Below are 19,917 nucleotides of genomic sequence, written 5' to 3' on the forward strand. Positions count from 1 at the left end.
TATAAAACTAAATATTTCTCGCAAAAACAATAAGTGTTAATCCTAAAATATAAGTTATAAACATTAGTACTATCAACTTATTTGTACCTTTTGGTGCTTTGGCAAATTCTTTCCAAATAAATACACCCCAGAATGCCGCTATCATTGTTGCACCTTGACCCAAACCATACGAGATAGAAGGTCCAGCAATACCAGAAGCTATAAAGTTAAGACAAGATCCAATCCCCCAAATCACACCTCCTAATATACCAATAGTATGCAACCATGGCGTACCTTGAGAGAAATAGTCTTTAAACTTAAGTTTCTTGCCTGAAATAGGAAATTTAATCATCCAACCATTGATTACAAAGTTAGATACAAAAATACCTACAGCAAATATAAAACTAGCTGTATAAGGAGTCATTAAGCCAGCCTGAGGAGTTACAAAATCATTTGAGATTGATTTAATAACCAATGGATAGAAAAAGCCCATTAAGATACCTGAAATAATAGAAACTATAAATCCTTTAAGCATATTTTTGCTTTTATTATCAGAAATACGCTTATATATGACAGCATCAATAATAATTGCTGCAAGTACGCTCAAAACTCCTAAAAACAAGACTACAGGCTGACCTAGAGGTGTTGCTATATAGTTTGTAATCACACCTATGACTAGAGCCAAACCAATAGCTAAAGGAAAAGCTACAGACATACCCGCAATATCAATAGCAGCTACAAGTAGTATATTAGCTAAGTTAAAAACCACACCACCCATAAAAGCATAAATAAAACTCTCAGATGAAGCTTGAGAAATATCACTAAAGAATAATCTACCTTCTGTACCAAAACTTCCCATAGTTATAGCTAAGACAAAAGATACTATCAAAATCCCTAAAGCATAATCCCAATAATACTGTTGAAAAGGCCACTCTTTTATCGAGAGCTTTTGTGTATTTGCCCAAGAACCCCAACATAGCATCGTAATTATGCAAAAAAATACCGCAACACCGTACGAGTGTAGTACAACCATTTTAAATCTCCATATATTATATTTTTTGTTCTAGATAAGTATTCAATTTCTCTAAAGTAGGTGCTGAATCTTCTGCTCCCTCTATAGTTACTGCTAGAGCTGCTGCTGTATTAGCTATCTCGATTGATTGTTCTATAGATAATCCTTTGTCTAGACAAAATGCCAAAACACCATTAAAAGTATCTCCTGCAGCTGTAGTGTCTACCACATCTACTTTTTTGGTAGCAAATAATTTTTGTTCTTGACCATTATTTTTTGATAATAAAGCGCCTTGTTCGCCCAAAGTTATTATAACAATAGCTACACCCTTATTATGCAGCTCTTTTGCTGCCTGCTTAGCTGTATTTACATCTTTGACCTCTATACCTGACAAAATAGATGCCTCAGTCTCATTAGGAGTTAGGATATCAACCTTTTTAAGTAATTCTTGAGGTAGTTCTCTAGCTGGTGCAGGATTAAGAATAAATGTCTGCTTATCAGTGATTTTGTCAGCTAAATACTCAATAGTTTCCAAAGGAGTTTCTAGCTGAGTTAATATGATATTAGCTTGTTGGATTTTTTGGTTATGCTTGTCCAAAATTTGTTGATATAATTTAGCATTAGCTCCCATTACTACATTAATAATATTTTGACCCTGATTATCAACACAAATAAAAGCCAAGCCTGTGTTACTACCAGAATCTTGATTGATAGTTGAACTATCTAAACCTTCTTTTTTATAAAACTCTAAAAGCCTATCTCCAAAACTATCTTTACCAAGATTTGTAATAAAAGTTACATTTTTTCCAAGTCTTCTTGCAGCTACAGCCTGATTAGCTCCTTTACCACCACAAAACTCTTCATAATTCTGGCTTATTATTGTTTGACCTTTTTGCGCAAGTTGATCAACTTTTACAACTAAATCTCTGTTAGCACTTCCTATAACAACTACTGACATATTAACTTATATATTTTTTGTGAGTAGGTTATTATAAGATTTTATCGATTATAGCTCTATAAAATACACAGTAATAATTATTATAGATATGAGATACTTAGATAAGTATAAAGAAAATTACAACTCCAAACTTTTACTAACGATTTCAAAGACATTTTTACTAGGGTTTGAGACTTTGATTTTCTCAAGAGCATCTTTCATCATAGCTTGCCTATCAGAGTCATAACGCTTCCAACTCATTAGATTTCGAGCCATTCTTGCAGCAACTTGATGATTAAATTCATCAAGCTCTAGTACTGTATCCGCCATGAAAGCATATCCTAGACCATCTTTACGATGATATTGCGAGAAATTAGCACCAAAACCACCAATTAATGAGTAAACTTTATTAGGGTTTTTTGCATTATATGCAGGATGATTAACTAAGCTTTTGACAATATCTAAAGCTAATTCATGAGAGATTTGAGCTTGAGATAGTAGCCATTTATTTACAACTAAGTCTTCATGCTTCCAACGACTATAAAACTCATTAATAGCATTATCACGAACTTGCTTATCATTAGACTTTAACAATGCTGAAAATGCAGTTTGTTGATCTGTCATATTATCAGCACTATCAAATAACTGTTGTGCTAGCTTTGTACCTTGACTTTGATCACTAGCATTCATCAGATAACTCAAGCAGACACCTTTTAGCTTTCTTTTAGCAATTTGCTCAGCTGATAGACTATATGGCTTATTATCATTGCATTGTTGATATATCTCTAACCAATCATCTTTTAGCTTATCTGCTAGCTGATTCATCACTTTTTTGCGAGATTTCACAATCTCATCAACCATAATCGTTGGCATAGCCTCAGCAATTGTAGATTCGCTAGGTATCATTAGAGCATCACTAATTAAGGCTTTATCTAAACCTTTATCATGTAAAATTGATTTAAAAGCATTTAAAAACTCTGTATCTACATCGGCATTGTTCAAGATTATTTTAGTAGCTAATTGCTGTAAAGAGTCCCAACGATTAAAAGCATTATTATCATATTTAACGATATGTAATAGTTCTGTTTCAACACGTTCATGCTCAACCTTCACAGGTGCAGAAAAATCTCTAAATAGAGAAGCTACTGGTTTTGCAGAAATGCCTTTAAATACATAAGTTTGTTTTTGTTCTTTTAGCTCTATAATTTGCTCATGTATATTTTTACCATTAGGTGTGATAAGACCCATTTTAACAGGTATATGTAGAGCTTGTTTTTCTTTTTGATCTGCTGTTGGCGGAGTAGTTTGCTCTAGTGTTAGACTATAAATTTGATTTTCTGCATCGTAGTTTTCTGTAACTTTAATACTTGGTGTACCTGATTGAGCATACCATCTTTTAAATAAACTAAAATCACGATTATTTGCATCTGCCATAGCATTTACAAAATCATCACAAGTAACAGCTTGACCATCATGTCTTTCAAAATATAGCTTCATACCTTTTTGGAAGCCTTCTTCACCTAATAGAGTATGAATCATGCGAATTATTTCAGCACCTTTATGATAAACCGTTACAGTATAGAAATTATTCATCTCAATGTACGACTCAGGGCGGATAGGGTGAGACATTGGACTAGCATCTTCAGCAAATTGAGCACTTCTAATAATACGTACATCATCAATTCTTTTAACATCTCTAGAGTTTAAATCAGAAGTAAACTCTTGGTCTCTAAATACAGTCAAGCCTTCTTTTAAGCTAAGCTGGAACCAGTCTCTACAAGTAACTCTATCGCCTGTCCAATTATGAAAATATTCATGTCCCACTACACTTTGTACCAACTCAAAATCTTTATCTGTAGTAGTCTTATCACTAGCCATAATATATTTGGTATTAAAAATATTTAGACCTTTATTCTCCATTGCACCAGCATTAAAATCAGGCACAGCTACAATCATAAAAGTATCTAAATCATACTCTAAACCAAATCTATCTTCATCCCATTTCATAGAGTCTTTAACAGCTTGCATTGCATAGTGGCATTTATCAATATCTTGTTTAAATGCATATATCTCTAAACTAACTTTACGTTGTGATTTTGTGATATAAGTATCTTTGATATTTGCTAAATCTCCAGCTACAAGAGCAAATAAATAGCAAGGCTTCTTAAATGGATCTCTCCATACTGCATAATGATGAGTTTCTGAAATATCTCCAGATTCAATCTTATCTCCATTTGAGAGTATTACAGGATATTTTTTCTTATCAGCTATTATTTTGACTGTAAAAGAAGACATCACATCAGGTCTATCTAGATAATAAGTAATTTTTCTAAATCCAGTTGCCTCACATTGTGTACAAAACACCTCTCCAGATTTGTATAAACCTTCTAAAGATGTATTAGCCTCAGAGTTAATCTCTACGACTGTTTCTAATACAAAATTTTCTGGAGCATTATCTATGATTAATTGGTTTTCATTAACTATAAAATCTGTATTTGATAGCTCTTTATTATCTATTTTTATAGATAATAGTTTTAGATTATTACCATCTAAAACCAGTGTGTTATTTTCACGATTCGCTGGATTAGCTACTATATGTAAATTTGCTGTCACTCTAGTTTTTGACTCATTAAGTTCAAATTTTAGATGTGTTTCATTTATAAGATAATTACTTGGCTTGTAGTCTTTTAAATATTTAATTTCTAGTTGATTCATAGTTAGGATAATATTAGATATTTTTATTTAGAATAGCAGTAGCTAAATATTGTTGCAATTATATATACTAACTATGAATTACTTTTAATACTTATAAGTTAAAATAAAGTGTGAAATAAGATGCTAGTAGTCTCTTATAACCTCAAAAACTTCTTTTAACTTCTGCTGATCTTTTTGTCCTGGCTCAGATTCTACACCAGAATTAATATCATAAGCAGAACATCTTAGCTCTATTGCTTTTGCTATATTTTTAGCATTCAGACCACCAGCAAGTATTATATTTTTTCTATCCTTGATAAGACTCCAATCAAAAGCTTTACCAGTACCTCCTGATTTACCATCTACTTGAGCATCCAATAAGTGATAATCTACATTAGCAAAAAACTCTGGGACAGTTTTGTCAATTCCATAAGCTTTCCATATCTGACAGTTTCTATGTAGTTTTGATTTTAGTGCATCTATATATTCTTGATTTTCGTCACCATGTAACTGTACTGCACTAAGTTTCAAACCATAAGCGGTATTTACAACATCTTCGATGCTAGCATTAGCAAATACACCTACATAGTTTAATCTAACTTTTTTAGCTATTTGTTTTGCCATGGCAAAATCTACACAGCGAGGAGATTTTTCTACAAATATAAATCCTCCATATACCGCTCCTGCATTATAGGCTTTTTGAGCATTTTCTACAGAGGTAAGGCCACAAACCTTATTAAAGCCATATACAAGTTTTCTAACTGCAAGTTCTAGATTACGTTCACTCATAATAGAACTACCTATCAAAAAACCATTAACATAATTTCTTAAATCACGGATTTCTTGATTTTTATAAATTCCTGATTCTGAAATAATAATTGTTCCTTTAGGTATTTTTGGAGCTAAAAGACGCGTAGTATTCAGATCTATAGAAAGATCTCTTAGGTTACGATTATTGATACCTATAACTTTTGCCTTGAGTTTGATAGCTCTTTCAAGTTCTTCTTCATTACTAACTTCAGTTAAGATACCCATGCCAAGACGATTAGCTACTTTTGCTAGCTTCTTATACTCATTATCATCTAATACCGAAAGCATCAATAACACTGCATCTGCTTGATAATGTCTAGCTAAATATATTTGATACTCATCTATAATAAAATCTTTACAAAGTATAGGTTGAGTTACTTGCTTTCTAACAATCTCTAGATTTGCAAAACTACCCATAAAAAATTCTTCATCTGTAAGTACAGATATCACATTTGCATAATTTTTATATACTGCTGCTATTTCATTTAGATCAAACTTTTTACGGATAACTCCTTTAGAAGGAGAGCCTTTTTTACACTCTAGAATAAATACTGCTTTGTCTGACTCCAAAGCCTGATAAAAATCTCTATCTGTTTTGATAACTTCTTTTTTGAATACATCTAGTGGAAATAACCTTTTTTTTGCAAAAAGCCAATTTCTTTTTGCTTCAACTATCTTAGCTAATATAGTTTCCATAATACTTATTATTTATATGATTTTATGAAGTATTTTAAACGAAAAAAGAATAAAAGTTGAATTTTTCTGTACTTTGTTGATTTGAAGATTATTTATTTTAGATATTCTACATTAACTTCAGCATAATCTTCAATAGGATTATATCTATCAAAATCTGCTTTATAAGCTCTCTTTTTGGAGTTATCTGCCCAAATTTGTTGCCATTTATCAATGATAGCATCAGGTAGCTCGCCTTCAACACGGTACGTTTGATGGTTAAGCTCAATTTGCACAGAATTTAACCCTGTTGGTACCTCAAAAGACTCTGCCACCTCATAACCTATCAAAAGAGTGTATGGAGCGGTATGATCGCCTTCATACTCACAATAAACAGATATTATATCTTGAGATATATTTTGACCATTGAGATATTCTAATACCTCACTATTAAAGAAAAGCTCCCAAGCTTCTTCAAGCAAATCTTCTCTATCATTAGAAACTTTAGCTGCTACACCTACTATTTTCATTTTACTATCTTGTTAAACATTCTGCATAGCTAGATGGTATATCAAACGGAACTACATTACTATATTTCCAATCCATATTTTGCCAAACTTTATTTACTGTTACATCACGACCACATCCTGTACGATAATAACAATATCTTTTAGGGTTTTTATGATGATAATCTTGATGATAACTTTCGGCTTTATAAAAATGTGTAGATGGTAAAATTTGGGTATATACAGGTTGGTTATGTTTTTTAAATTCTGCTTTTAATTTTTTAGTAATCTCTTCAGCAACCTGTTTTTGTTTATCATCGCTATAATATATAGCTGATTGATATTGCTCGCCTTTATCACAAAACTGTCCTTTAGAATCTGTAGGATCTATACGACGATAAAAATACTCTACTAAATCTTGATAACTAATTTTAGTAGGATCATATATCACTTCTACTGATTCTTTATAATTTGTAATGCCTGCAGATACTGTTTTGTAAGTAGGATCTTTTTGCAAACCACCATCATAACCAGAAATAACCTTTATAATACCATCATGACTTAAATCTTGATGTTTTTGCATATATTCAAAATCTGACTCTAAACACCAAAAGCAACCACCTGCAAATACAGCTTTTTGATATTTACTTTCTGAATCATTAGCTGCAAATACAAAGCTACTTGCAAATAATAAACTACCTAAAATTATAATTTTCCTTTTTTTCATTTGTATAACCACCTAAATACTTATAGGTTTTAAATTATCATATATTGAAAAATAAGACTATTTTTTAACCAAAAGATATTACATTTTGAAGAGTTTGATAACACTTACCTGATTTTATAAGCTCTAATATTTCTTGAGTATTTTGTTTTAGATTATCTTTACCATAAAGCTTCATAAGTATAGCGACATTTACAGCTACAGCAGCATTATGCGCTTGTTTACCCTTGCCTTGAAGTATTTGTTTTATAATCTCTCTATTCTGCTCTGGTAAGCCACCCTCAAGATCTTTGATTGCATAAGTATCTATACCAAAGTCTACAGGAGAAACTTTATACTCGATTATCTGACTATTTTGTATTTCAGCAACATAAGTATCATCATGTATTGCTACTTCATCTAAGCCACTACCGTATACTACAACTGCTCTGTCTATCCCAAGATTAATTAGAGTTTTTGCCATTGGCAAAATTAAATCTTTTGAATAAACTCCTATCACAACCTTGTTTGCTCTAGCTGGATTTATCAAAGGTCCTAAAATATTAAAAATAGTTCTAGTTTTTAAGATAGTTCTAGCCTCTTTTATATACCTAAAACCTTCACTATAAAATGGAGCAAATAAAAATCCAAGATTATATAATTCTAAACATTCTTTTGTTTGCTGTGGTGATAACTCTATATTGACACCAAAAGATTCTAAAAGATCAAAAGAACCTGATTTACTTGATACACTTCGACCACCATGTTTAGCAACTTTATAACCAGCTGCCGCTGCGACAATCGCAGCTGTTGTAGAAATATTAATAGTATTAAACCCATCTCCACCAGTACCAACTATTCCAGCTAAATCTCCATTTATTTTTGGGAACTCTTTTGTATTGTCAAGTAGAGCTTCTACGGCAGCTGCTATTTCTGTCGAAGTTTCTTGTTTTAGTTTAAGAGCTATTAAAATACTAGTTTGTAAAGGTAACTCTATTTGACCTTTTATAAAGTAATCAAAAAGCTGATAACTTTCTTTATAATTAAGATCCTCTGAATTAAATAATTTTTCTACAATATCTCTTAAACTAATCATTGCTGTACCCATTTAACTATATTATCTAAGAGTTTAGAACCATGTATAGTCATTATTGACTCAGGATGAAATTGTAAACCACAGACCTTATTTTTATCATCTACTACAGCCATTACCAAGTCATTAACTTCCGCTACAGTTTCGAGGCCAGTTGGTACTTTTATAGCTACTAAAGAATGATACCTAGCCACACTCAATGGCGATTCCAAACCATCAAAAATATCATGCTTTATAAATTTAACTTTAGCAGTTTTACCATGAACAATTTCGTTAGCATGAGATACTATACCACCATAAGCTTCAACTATAGCTTGATGACCTAAACATATCCCTATAATTGGTACCTTACCTTTAATAACTGATATAAGATCAACTATACATCCTGCACTTGCAGGATTATCAGGACCTGGAGATATCACAACTATAGGATTATCAGTTGAATTAATTTTATCCAAAAGAACTTCTAGATATAAATTATTTCTAAATACTTCGACATTATTTCCTAGAACTCTAAATTCATCTACTAAGTTATAAGAAAATGAATCAAAATTATCTATAAATATAATATTAGCCATTAACTACACTCCATGTACATTTTTGATAGCTGATATTACAGCTTGTGCTTTTGTTCTAGTTTCATCAGCTTCTGCTATAGGTATAGAATCCAACACCACACCTGCACCTGCTTGAACCTCCGCCATTTCATCTTCAACATAAGCAGAACGTATAACTATGCAACTATCTAAATCACCATAACCATTAAAATAACCTATAGCTCCACCATATCCACCTCTAGTCTGTTTTTCGACTTCTGATATTAACTGCATTGCTTTAATTTTTGGTGCGCCTGTTAATGTACCCATATTCATAGAAGCCTGATAAGCATGTAAAGCATCCAAGTCATCAGCAAGTTGACCTACTACTCTAGAGACTAAGTGCATAACATGACTATATCTATCAACCTTTAGAAGATCAGCAACATAGCGAGTACCAGTTTTTGATATTCTTGCAACATCATTACGAGCCAAATCTACCAACATCATATGCTCTGCATTTTCTTTAGCATCTAATCTAAGCTCTAACTCAATCCTACTATCTAAATCTGTATTAATACTACCATCTGAATTTTTTGCTCTTCTGCGTGTGCCTGCTATAGGATATATCTCTACTTGATTTGTAGATTTTTGATATTTTAAGGCACTTTCTGGCGATGCTCCAAAGATAATAAAATCTTCATCTTGCATATAAAACATATACGGGCTAGGATTTGTACGTTTAAGCTCTTTATAAACTTCCAAAGAATTTTGACATGGCAAAAAGAAACTTCGTGAAGGTACAACTTGGAATATATCACCATCTATAATATGTGATTTTAGTTTATCTACTACACTACAAAAATCTCTATCATTTATTGATTCTTTAGGTTCTAAGTTGCTAAATTTTTCAACTTTTAATTCTATATCATTATTTATATTTTGCTTAATTACAGCAATACTATCCTCTAGATCTGCTACTGTTTTATGTCCAAAACTATTAACTTGTATAAATGTATTTTTTTCTTGATGATCACTTACAAGTATTGTATCTGCAAGATAAAATACATAATCTGGACATTTATTCTTACGCTTTACTTGACCTATTTCTTCAAAACTACCAACTACATCATAAGCAAATAAACCAGCCAAAAAAATACTAAATTCATTATATATTTCAAAACTATCTTTTATAATTCTTAAAGCATCAAAAACTGACTGTTTTTTTAATTTTTGATGTTCATTGAGTTGATAATCTTTTATTGATTTAAAAGTTAATATTAATTGTTTATTATCATATCTATATTCAATATCATCTTTGATGTTTTTTTGTATCTCTTTTAGAGCATATTCGCCATTTTTGGATAATGGTTTCATAAAAACTTTGTTTTCAATACAAGCTATACGCAAGGCACTATTTAGTACCAAAATACTTTTGAGTTTATCTTTTGTATCTATTTCTGCTGATTCTAACAATATAGTATTTTTTTTGTTAGTACATAAATTAGCAAAACATCTATTTAAATCTTCTTGATAATCTAAATTATAGATATGCGAAGCTAAAAATTTTTCTGGCTCTTTTACTGACATTTAATCACCTTTTTTATTATCAGAGAATATTTCTTTTACTCTTGTAGAGCAATCTTTTAGAGCATTAGAACACCTTGTAACTGTACAAATACTTATACCTATTTCTTTAGATATTTCTCTTTGTGATTTAGTTTTTTTTATCAGTTCTTTGGTTAATAATACCCTTTTACTTAATTGTTCTTTTTCTTCTTTAGTCAACAAAAAATCACAAATAATATTAATATCTTGAGGATCTGAAGTTTCAGATAATATATTTATAAATTGTTGCCATCCTTTATTTGAATTCATAAAAAAATATTTTCAATGCAATTATGTAATGGTACATCATTACATTAAACATAACAACTTATCTTTATATACAAATAAAAAGTAATATAGATTTTATCGAAATATTTTTTAGATATTTAATAGTTAAAATTTATTGAGTTTTTAAGAAAATATAAAAAATTAAGGTCTAGATCAAGATATCAGAAGTAAAAAGGGGAAAACTGAGTTTTAAGAACTAGACCTTAATGAGAATATGGCGGAATGGACGGGACTCGAACCCGCGACCCCCTGCGTGACAGGCAGGTATTCTAACCAAACTGAACTACCACTCCGTATTTATGGTGCCGACTGCCGGAATCGAACTGGCGACCTACTGATTACAAGTCAGTTGCTCTACCTATTGAGCTAAGTCGGCGACTATGAGTAAGTATTATAGCTCTTTTTATTAAGCTGTCAATAATGTTTTGTATTTTTTTTTAATTTAATGGAATTATATCGTATTGATTGTATATATGACTACTTTCAGCTTTTAGATGAATGTTTTTATCGATTTCAAGTTCCAGTTCTGCTAACCATATAGATTCTTCTTTTTCTATATAGTCAATAATCTTTTTTGAAGACATAAGTAAGAAATTATTATAATTTGGATAATTTTTTGATTCTGATTTAATTTCTCTGAATATATCATAACAAATTGTCTGTAATGTTTTGACGCTTCCTTTACCTCTACAGTGATCACATGGCTGGCATAGTGTTCTTAATAAACTCTCATGTACCCTTTTACGCGTCATCTCGACCAATCCTAGCTCTGAAATATCACTGACACTAGTCTTGGCCTTATCAAGCTCTAATTCTTTCTTCAGAGCCTCTAAAACTTGATTTTTATGTGACTCATCCATCATATCAATGAAATCTATAATTATGATACCACCTAAATTTCTTAGCCTTAGCTGTCTAGCTATTTCTTTTGTAGCTTCTAAATTTGTCTTAAATATAGTTTCTTCTAGATTTTTTGTTCCTATAAAACCACCTGTATTTATATCGATAGTTATCATTGCTTCAGTCTGTTCGATAACCAGATATCCTCCTGATTTGAGATATACTGTTTTATCTAAAGCTTTATTTATTTCTGTATCAATATCATATTCTTCAAAAATATTATGTTTTTGATAAAGCTCTATTTTATCTCTTAATCCAGGAATGTATTTATCAGCAAATTGACAAATTTCTTTGTATGAATCTATATTATCAACATGAATTTTATCAGGATTGTCATTAGCAAAAATATTAATTGTTTTAATTATTAAACTAAAATCCTCATAAACAACACCTGGTTTAATTATAGTACTTGAAATATCCAAAATATCTTGCCATAGGTTATTTAAAAACTTGATGTCATTTTCTAGCTCTTCATAACTAGCACCTTCTGCAGCAGTTCTTAATATGTAACCTCTAGGATTTTCACTTTGAGTTATTTTCTTAATAGAATCTAATAATCTTTGTTTTTCTTCTTCTTTATTTATCTTAAGAGATATACCTATATGATCTAAATCAGGCAAGAAAACTAAGAATCTTGATGATACAGATAAATGTGAAGTTAATTTTACACCTTTATTACCTATACTTTCTTTTACAACTTGAACTAATACTTCTTGGCCTTCTCGTAACCATTTATTTATATCTTCAGTATTTAGTTTGTTTAATTTAAAATTTTCATCAGATTCTTCATCATCTTTTTCTAGAGGTATAACTTCTGATAAATGTAAGAAACCTGCTTTTTCTAATCCTATATCTACAAATGCTGCTTGCATACCAGGAAGTACTCTTATTATTTTACCTTTATAAATATTTCCTACTATTCTTTTTTGGTTATCTCTTTCAATTAAAATTTCTTTAAGAATATTATTTTCTTTTATAGCTATTCTTTGTTCATATTTATTTATGTTTAAAAATATTTCAGTATTTAATGACATTAGAAAAAAGTTTTTTATCTTATTAACATCAATTATAAAGAAAAAATTTTTTTTTTATATTTTTGATCATTTTTCTTTTACTTATTTATATATAACTTAATTTCTTTTTCTTTATATTATTATTTATTATGTGGATATTTTCTTGTTGATAACTCTTTAAAACATAAATGTATCAATAGATTTGGGTATTTTACAAAAGATGTATAAGTATGTAAAAAAGTGGATGAAAGAACCTGAATAAAAATGTGGATAATTAATCATCAAATTTATCAACAAAATTATTAACATATTTGTGAATAAGTTATTTAACAACTGTTTTGACAAAAAATAAACAAATTAATTAACATAATTATCCACAGGTTTGAGTAATTATGTTTGCTTATTTTTTTTTATTGCAATAAAATCTAACACATTCAATTAATCTATTATGCCTACTATTGGTTATCCTTTATAAATTAAAGGTTATTGGGACATTTTTTTGTTATGACTACATGGAATAAGTGTTTAAAAAAAATAAAAAAAAACCTTTCTACGTTTGAATACAAAACGTGGATTAAACCTATTCATGTAGAGCAAAATAGTAACTTATTCACAATTTATTGTAATAATGAATATTTTAAAAAACATATAAAATCTAAGTATGGAGCACTTATTTTATCAACAATAGAAGAGTTCCATAGTGGTGATTTGCTTATAGAATATTCTAATAAAAAATTTTCTGGTGAAAATTCTTCTGGAGTTACTTCAGTAGGCCCTCAAGCTAATTTTTTCAATCAAAAAAGTGTTGAAATAAAAGATGATTCTGAAGAAGTTAGTTCAAACCAAGAGCTTAAAAAGAATCAAAAGAAATTATCTTCCAAAAAATCTGCCTCCCAAGAATTATTTGGTTTTGATGAAGCGATGCTTATCACAGATAAAGATGATCAAGAATATTCTTTTGGTTTACCATTAAAAGAAAAATATGTTTTTGATAGTTTTGTCGTTGGTGATGCAAACAAAATAGCTAGAGCAGCAGCTATGCAAGTATCTATTAATCCTGGTAAATTGCATAACCCATTATTTATATATGGTGGCAGTGGACTTGGTAAAACTCACTTGATGCAGGCTATTGGTAATCATGCTAAAGAGGTTAATCCAAATGCTCGAATCATATACACAAACTCTGAACAATTTATTAAAGATTATGTAAATTCAATTAGATTACAAGATCAAGATGAGTTTCAGAGAGTGTATAGATCTGCAGATATTCTTCTTATAGATGATATTCAGTTCATAGCAGGTAAGGAAGGTACCGCTCAAGAGTTTTTCCATACTTTCAATGCATTATATGAGAGTGGCAAACAGATTATTTTGACTAGTGATAAGTATCCAAATGAAATAGAAGGTTTGGAAGAAAGATTAGTTTCACGTTTTGGATATGGTCTAACAGTTTCTGTAGATATGCCAGATTTAGAAACTAGAATAGCTATTTTGCTTAAAAAAGCACATGATTTAGGTCAAAAACTACCTAATGAAACAGCAGCATTTATTGCTGAGAATGTACGTACGAATGTTAGAGAGTTAGAAGGTGCTTTAAATAGAGTGCTTACGACTTCTAAATTTAATCATAAAGATCCTACTATAGAAGTGGCACAAGCTTGCTTAAGAGATGTTATAAAAATACAAGAAAAGAAAGTGAAAATAGATAATATCCAAAAAGTGGTTGCTGATTTTTATAGAATAAGGGTAAAAGACTTAACTTCTAATCAAAGAAGTAGAAATATAGCTAGACCAAGACAAATAGCAATGAGTTTAGCACGTGAACTAACATCTCATAGTTTACCAGAAATTGGTAATGCTTTTGGAGGTAGAGATCACACTACTGTTATGCACGCTGTCAAAGCTATAACTAAATTAAGACAAAGCAATACTTCAATATCTGATGATTATGAGTTGCTTTTAGACAAGATTTCTCGTTAAATAAAAATAGGAACTATTATCAAAGGGGTTTTTAAAAATGAATTTTGTACTAAATAGAGATGACTTACTAAAGCCTTTACAGTCAATGTTATCAGTGGCTAATAGTAAAAGTACAATGCCTTTATTATCATGCATATTGTTTGATATAGATAACAATAATCTTAAAATTACTGCTTCAGATCTTGATACAGAAATATCATGTAATATAGCTGTTAGTTGTAATACAAACATAAAATTAGCGTTAAATGCTGACAAAATATACAATATTGTTAGAAGTTTAAATGATAACTCTATGATCGACTTTAGAATCGATGATAATAAAGTTACAATTATTTCTAATAATAGTACATTTAATCTTATATCACTAAATGCTGATAATTATCCTTTAATTGACAGTAATATTAATGAGCAAGCAAGCTTTGATCTTTCTCAACAAGACTTTCATCATATTATCTCAAAAGTAGATTTTTCTATGGCTAATGATGATACTAGATATTTCTTAAATGGGATGTTTTGGGAAATTAACTCAAATCTATTAAGAGCAGTATCTACAGATGGACACAGAATGTCTATTACAGAGTCTATAGTAGATAGTAAAGTTTTAGATAGTGACTCTCAATCGATAATTCCTAAAAAGGCTATTTTAGAGCTTAAAAAGATAGTTGGTAAAACAGAAGAAAATATCAAAATATGTTTAGGTAAGAACTATCTGAAAGCAGAATTTGGTAATTATGCATTTATATCAAAACTTATAGATGGTCGTTATCCAGATTATCAAAAGGTAATTCCTAAAAATAACACTAAGCTTCTTGCTGTAGACAAGCAAGTTTTGAAAAATTCATTGTTAAGAACATCTATCTTAGCTAATGATAAATACAAAGGTGTACGTTTGAATATATCTCAAGGACAAGTGCTTTTATCTGCAAATAACCCTGATAATGAAAAAGCAGAAGATAAAGTAGAAGTTCAATATAATGATAATGATATGGAAATATGCTTTAACTACAAGTATCTTCTAGATATTATAAATGTTCTAAGTGAAGAAACTATGACTATTTATCTTGATAATCCAAATATGAGTGCTTTAGTTAAGGATGAAAAAGATAATAGCTTGTTCATCATAATGCCAATGAAAATCTAGAGTTTACTAATCTTCTTAATTTTTCACTATCTTATCATCACTGAATAATTTTATTGATTAAAATCTATTTATTAAGAATAATATATTTGTTTTTGGATACAAATCTTAAAAAATAGGTGAAATAAAATTATGAAAAATACAAAAAAACCTAGCTTATTTACTGCTATAGCATTAAGTGTTGGTACTATGCTTGGTAGTGGATGGTTATATGCTTCTTATTATGCATCACAAGCAGCAGGAGCAGCATCAATTTTCTCATGGATTATAGGAGCTTTTGTAGTTCTTTTAATGGCTTTCTTATTATCAGAACTAGCTGTGAAATATCCTACAAATGGATTATTTACGCGATTAGTAACTATATCACATAATCAGCATTTTGGTTTTGTAACAGGATTATCAAACTGGATGCTAGGGCTTATAATTGTACCGTCAGAAGCTATGGCTACTACACAATATATTTCTTCTATATATGAGCCTATTACTCCTTATGTATTTAGCAATGGTGAACTTACTTTTGTAGGTGTTTTGGTAGTTGCAGTATTTATGCTATTGTATACATTGATAAATTATTGGGGTATCAAATCTCTATCAAAAATCAATAACTCACTGACATCTCTAAAGATAATCATACCCATAGCTACATCGGTGATAATAATGATAGCAGCATTTCATTCAAGTAATTTTGGTGGTGAAAATGTTAAATTTATGCCAGATGGAGTTAGTGGTATTTTTAATGCTATTGTTACTTGTGGTATATTTTATTCATTTTTTGGATTTCAGATGGCAGCTAGTTTCTCAGCAGAGCTAGATAATCCTAGAAAAAATATTCCAATAGCATTAGTTAGTAGTGTATTGATAGTATTATTCATATATTTATTATTACAAATATCATTTATTGGTGGCGTACCTGAAAAAATGCTAGAGAATGGTTGGGATGGCTTAAATTTTGAATCTCCTTTAGCTCAATTAACAGGAATATTAGGTTTAAATGCTTTAGCTTTGGTACTTTATGCAGATGCTCTGCTTAGCCCATCAGGAACAGGTATTATCTATCTAGGTGCTAGTACTCGTATGTTAAATGAAATGTCAAAAGCAAAACAAATGCCTGGTTATTTTGCTAGAGTAACTGAGGGTGTAAACGTTTCGCGTACTTCGTTAATTTTTTCATTTATCTGCTCGATTATTTTAATATTTTTCTTTAGAAACTGGCAGATGATAGCTTCTTTAACAACGACTTTTATACTAGTATCATGTATAGCTCTACCTATTGCATACGCAAAACTAAAAGCTAACAAAGCTGATCCTTTACCTTTGAGTTATCTACCTTTTTCTAGAACTATAGCTTTTTTAGTATATATGTTTTTGACATATTTATTGATGATTGCAGGAGTGCTTAATTTAGCGGTTGCTCTAGTTCTCCATATAGTATTTTTCATAATATATGCATATATAGATAGTAAAGGAGATTTTTCTAAAATCTTAAAAGCATTTGCTTCATCATGGGTTATTTTTGCATACTTAGTATCTGAATTAGTATTTGGGTATATATATGAAAATATATCTTCCTATAACTTATTTACGCTAGTATTTGTAGTTATATCTGCTGCTTTATATGTTTTATTGATAAATCAAAGAAGTTATACGAATGTTACAAATTAAGGCTTTATAATTTTTATATTAAACTCTTTTCTAATTTCTGAAAGAGGTATATTTAGATATTCATCATAATTATACCAATCCCATTTTTTTGACATTTTAGAAGCTCTAAAAACAGTTAATAAACATATAGGAATATACCTAAGCATTACCAAATAGACAATAAGTTTATATTTATATTTTTTGAGATAACTATCTATAACAGTTTTATAATCAACAAAATTAAAAAACTTTTTGTAACCCTTGAGTGTGACATTACTACCTAATAAAGTCCAAGTATCATTTATAGCTTCACCTCTAATTTCAAAGGGAACAGTTCCAAATAAAATATGGGTGATATCATGATTTCTAAACCATTTGCTAGCTTCATCATGTCCATTGTTTGAGTTTAGAAAAGAATAATTTTTATTATATTCTTCTAGACTCTCGTGTAATGTTAATTTACAGTTTTGTTCTAAATATTGCATTGAGAAATTTTAGAAAAAAGAATTTGAATATATAGATATTATAAGACATAAATATAGTAATTAGTTATGAAAAATAGATGTCCGAAGATTTATTCAGCAGAGTTTTCCTTATTTGAATCACAACATTTACTAGCTTGATTTTTGTTACAAGGATAGTCACATTTAGGACCACAACCACAGTGACCTTTTTTATGGTATTTAGCGGCAAATAGTACTAAAACGATAGATATAACTACAAGCCATGTATTTTCGTGCACAGAACCAGGAAATATACATAAAATCAGCGTTATAATTTTCAATGCGACAGCAACTCCCAATACCGTTAAAAAGACAGCTAACGCACAAAACCAAAACTGCTTACAGCAAGAATCATTTTCTTTAAATGGACATTTCATTTGTATTCTCCTAAGATTTTTAATGACATTTATATTTTATCAAAGAAGTAGTGATCTGGCATAGAAAATAATAAATCATAAATAATGATTAGTGTTTAGTTATATAGTTAAGGCTAACAGCAGATAGGATGATAATTAAAGATATCCAAACAGTTATGTTAGAAGGATCATGGTTGATTAATATACCAAAGATAACTCCAAACAAAGGTACTAAGTAGTTAGTAAAAGAGGTAAAAACTGGACCAGCGACTTTTATCAAAGAAGCATAAAGAAAATATACAATACCAGCACAAAATATACCTAAATATACTAAAGAAGATAGTGCAAAAGTAGAAGAATGAATGCTGGCATAGCTTGGCTTAAATATAATCAGTAAGATAGATAACTGTAAAGTTGAAGCAATAAGAATATTTCTTGAAACAATAATGGGATTATCGTGGAAACAAGATTTACTTAAAAGCAATAAAGCTAGCGCAAAGGATGTAGTTGCTAATAGTATTGCTAATATCCCATATATATTTATTGAATGATTGTCAGCTACTAAATTTGGATAAAATAATATTAATAAACCAATAAATCCGACTGAAATACTTAAAATATTAGCAAAAGTTATTCTAGAATTAACTACTAATGGTCCAAGTAAAACAACAAAAAACGGCACTGTTCCAGTAAGAATAGCAGTAATGGATGGACTAGTGAATTTTTGACCCCATGGTATTAGCATAAAAGGCATTGTAGCTTCAAGAAAAGCTATTAAGGAGTAAATAGCAAAATCTTTTTTGAATGATTTAGATTTTAAACCTAAAAAATAACAAACAATACAAAGAATTAAACAACCAATAAATGATCTAGCAAAAGCAATCAAAATTGGTGGAAAATGTTCGATAGCTTCTTTTTGAAAGATAAATTGTGAGCCCCAAATAAGTCCTATAGCAAATAGTAAAGAATATTTTTTAATCATTTTTATAAATATCTTAAATTAATAATTGATGACTATTCTATAAAATATTTTCACAAAGCATAAACTTTTTATTGTAAAAAATGTTAGTTGCATATTTGTATCTTCTTAGTTAGAGTTGTTAATTATAGTTTTATTAGAAAGGAAGAGTTATGAAAAAGTTTTTACTCGGTCTTGCAGTTGTATTGTTATTTAATTCGATATACGCAAAAAACTTAGAGCTTATGCAACAAAATATCCAAAACGCAAATCAGAATACTAACCAAAATAATAATGAAAATAAGCAACAAGTATCCAAGCAATCACAACAGCTTTTTAATGCATATAAAGACCAAAATTAATAAATATTATATTCAGAAAAGTTAAAGAAGTCTTTATTACCTTGGGTTTTATTTGTAAGTAATGATTTGTATTGTCTTTGAACAAGAGGTGTTGTGCTAGAAGTTACATCTCCGCGATTCATTAAGGTACAGCTGCTTAAGAACACAATTATAAGAGTAGTGATTAGTGTTTTTTTCATGATATATCTATACCTAAATATCTATAGCTAAATGATAACTATTTAAAAG

19 protein-coding genes and 2 tRNA genes are annotated in these 19,917 nt (G+C 29.7%); 4 read left to right on the forward strand and 17 right to left on the reverse strand.

All coding sequences use genetic code 11. The features are described from left to right. Window positions 1-7: 7 nt before the first annotated feature. The 13 genes from F3D57_RS05060 to F3D57_RS05120 form a co-directional block, all read right to left on the reverse strand. On the reverse strand, window positions 8-1,012 hold the full coding sequence (locus F3D57_RS05060) for a GRP family sugar transporter (protein ID WP_150465433.1): 1,005 nt from the start codon (window positions 1,010-1,012) through the stop codon (window positions 8-10). A gap of 16 nt (window positions 1,013-1,028) precedes the next feature. Beyond that, window positions 1,029-1,949, reverse strand: coding sequence for a ribokinase (rbsK, locus tag F3D57_RS05065; RefSeq protein ID WP_150465434.1), 921 nt, complete (start codon window positions 1,947-1,949; stop codon window positions 1,029-1,031). Between the two features lie 117 nt (window positions 1,950-2,066). After that, on the reverse strand, window positions 2,067-4,643 hold the full coding sequence (gene pepN, locus F3D57_RS05070; RefSeq protein WP_150465435.1) for an aminopeptidase N: 2,577 nt from the start codon (window positions 4,641-4,643) through the stop codon (window positions 2,067-2,069). 123 nt (window positions 4,644-4,766) lie between these two features. Then, entirely contained in the window at window positions 4,767-6,128 is a 1,362-nt protein-coding gene (trpCF, locus tag F3D57_RS05075; protein WP_150465436.1) for a bifunctional indole-3-glycerol-phosphate synthase TrpC/phosphoribosylanthranilate isomerase TrpF, read from the reverse strand. A 92-nt stretch (window positions 6,129-6,220) separates the two neighbouring features. After that, window positions 6,221-6,634, reverse strand: a complete 414-nt coding sequence (locus F3D57_RS05080) for a GyrI-like domain-containing protein (protein ID WP_150465437.1) — start codon at window positions 6,632-6,634, stop codon at window positions 6,221-6,223. A gap of 4 nt (window positions 6,635-6,638) precedes the next feature. Next, on the reverse strand, window positions 6,639-7,337 hold the full coding sequence (msrA, locus tag F3D57_RS05085) for a peptide-methionine (S)-S-oxide reductase MsrA (protein ID WP_150465438.1): 699 nt from the start codon (window positions 7,335-7,337) through the stop codon (window positions 6,639-6,641). A gap of 64 nt (window positions 7,338-7,401) precedes the next feature. Beyond that, the gene (gene trpD, locus F3D57_RS05090) at window positions 7,402-8,409 is read right to left on the reverse strand and encodes an anthranilate phosphoribosyltransferase (RefSeq protein ID WP_191092352.1); all 1,008 of its coding nucleotides are present in this window, start codon (window positions 8,407-8,409) and stop codon (window positions 7,402-7,404) included. Then, a complete protein-coding gene (locus tag F3D57_RS05095) occupies window positions 8,406-8,984 on the reverse strand; it encodes an aminodeoxychorismate/anthranilate synthase component II (protein ID WP_150465440.1) in 579 nt (192 codons plus the stop codon). Before F3D57_RS05095 ends, trpD begins: the two co-directional genes overlap by 4 nt. Before the next feature lie 3 nt (window positions 8,985-8,987). Beyond that, window positions 8,988-10,532, reverse strand: coding sequence for an anthranilate synthase component 1 (locus tag F3D57_RS05100; protein ID WP_150465441.1), 1,545 nt, complete (start codon window positions 10,530-10,532; stop codon window positions 8,988-8,990). Further along, window positions 10,533-10,820 carry a trp operon repressor gene (trpR, locus tag F3D57_RS05105; RefSeq protein WP_150465442.1) on the reverse strand — a complete coding sequence of 96 codons (288 nt, stop codon included), beginning with the start codon at window positions 10,818-10,820 and terminating at the stop codon, window positions 10,533-10,535. 233 nt (window positions 10,821-11,053) lie between these two features. After that, window positions 11,054-11,131, reverse strand: a tRNA-Asp gene (locus F3D57_RS05110). A gap of 7 nt (window positions 11,132-11,138) precedes the next feature. Next, window positions 11,139-11,214 (reverse strand) — tRNA-Thr (locus tag F3D57_RS05115). A 61-nt stretch (window positions 11,215-11,275) separates the two neighbouring features. Next, complete coding sequence (locus tag F3D57_RS05120; RefSeq protein ID WP_013923729.1) at window positions 11,276-12,772, reverse strand: ribonuclease E/G; 1,497 nt, start codon at window positions 12,770-12,772, stop codon at window positions 11,276-11,278. A gap of 483 nt (window positions 12,773-13,255) precedes the next feature. On the opposite strand from F3D57_RS05120, the gene dnaA reads away from it, so the two are divergent. The 3 genes from dnaA to F3D57_RS05135 all read left to right on the forward strand — a co-directional run bounded on the left by dnaA (window position 13,256) and on the right by F3D57_RS05135 (window position 17,531). Continuing rightward, on the forward strand, window positions 13,256-14,731 hold the full coding sequence (gene dnaA, locus F3D57_RS05125; RefSeq protein ID WP_150465443.1) for a chromosomal replication initiator protein DnaA: 1,476 nt from the start codon (window positions 13,256-13,258) through the stop codon (window positions 14,729-14,731). A gap of 37 nt (window positions 14,732-14,768) precedes the next feature. Continuing rightward, on the forward strand, window positions 14,769-15,872 hold the full coding sequence (gene dnaN / locus F3D57_RS05130; protein ID WP_146421549.1) for a DNA polymerase III subunit beta: 1,104 nt from the start codon (window positions 14,769-14,771) through the stop codon (window positions 15,870-15,872). A 129-nt stretch (window positions 15,873-16,001) separates the two neighbouring features. Further along, the gene (locus F3D57_RS05135; RefSeq protein WP_150465444.1) at window positions 16,002-17,531 is read left to right on the forward strand and encodes an APC family permease; all 1,530 of its coding nucleotides are present in this window, start codon (window positions 16,002-16,004) and stop codon (window positions 17,529-17,531) included. Here the strand turns inward: F3D57_RS05135 and F3D57_RS05140 are convergent. The 3 genes from F3D57_RS05140 to F3D57_RS05150 all read right to left on the reverse strand — a co-directional run bounded on the left by F3D57_RS05140 (window position 17,528) and on the right by F3D57_RS05150 (window position 19,351). Further along, window positions 17,528-17,995 carry a hypothetical protein gene (locus F3D57_RS05140; RefSeq protein WP_150465445.1) on the reverse strand — a complete coding sequence of 156 codons (468 nt, stop codon included), beginning with the start codon at window positions 17,993-17,995 and terminating at the stop codon, window positions 17,528-17,530. The genes F3D57_RS05135 and F3D57_RS05140 overlap by 4 nt on opposite strands. 89 nt (window positions 17,996-18,084) lie before the next feature. After that, a complete protein-coding gene (locus F3D57_RS05145; protein ID WP_150465446.1) occupies window positions 18,085-18,390 on the reverse strand; it encodes a hypothetical protein in 306 nt (101 codons plus the stop codon). Between the two features lie 88 nt (window positions 18,391-18,478). Continuing rightward, a complete protein-coding gene (locus F3D57_RS05150) occupies window positions 18,479-19,351 on the reverse strand; it encodes a DMT family transporter (protein WP_004286826.1) in 873 nt (290 codons plus the stop codon). Between the two features lie 149 nt (window positions 19,352-19,500). Here F3D57_RS05150 and F3D57_RS05155 point away from each other — a divergent pair, with 149 nt between their 5' ends. Then, window positions 19,501-19,689, forward strand: a complete 189-nt coding sequence (locus F3D57_RS05155) for a hypothetical protein (RefSeq protein WP_149368987.1) — start codon at window positions 19,501-19,503, stop codon at window positions 19,687-19,689. Here the strand turns inward: F3D57_RS05155 and F3D57_RS05160 are convergent. Continuing rightward, a complete protein-coding gene (locus F3D57_RS05160) occupies window positions 19,686-19,868 on the reverse strand; it encodes a hypothetical protein (protein WP_146421553.1) in 183 nt (60 codons plus the stop codon). The two genes, F3D57_RS05155 and F3D57_RS05160, sit on opposite strands and share 4 nt — an antisense overlap. Between the last annotated feature and the right edge of the window lie 49 nt (window positions 19,869-19,917).

The organism is Francisella sp. SYW-2 (assembly GCF_008711475.1).
Lineage (GTDB): Bacteria > Pseudomonadota > Gammaproteobacteria > Francisellales > Francisellaceae > Francisella > Francisella salimarina.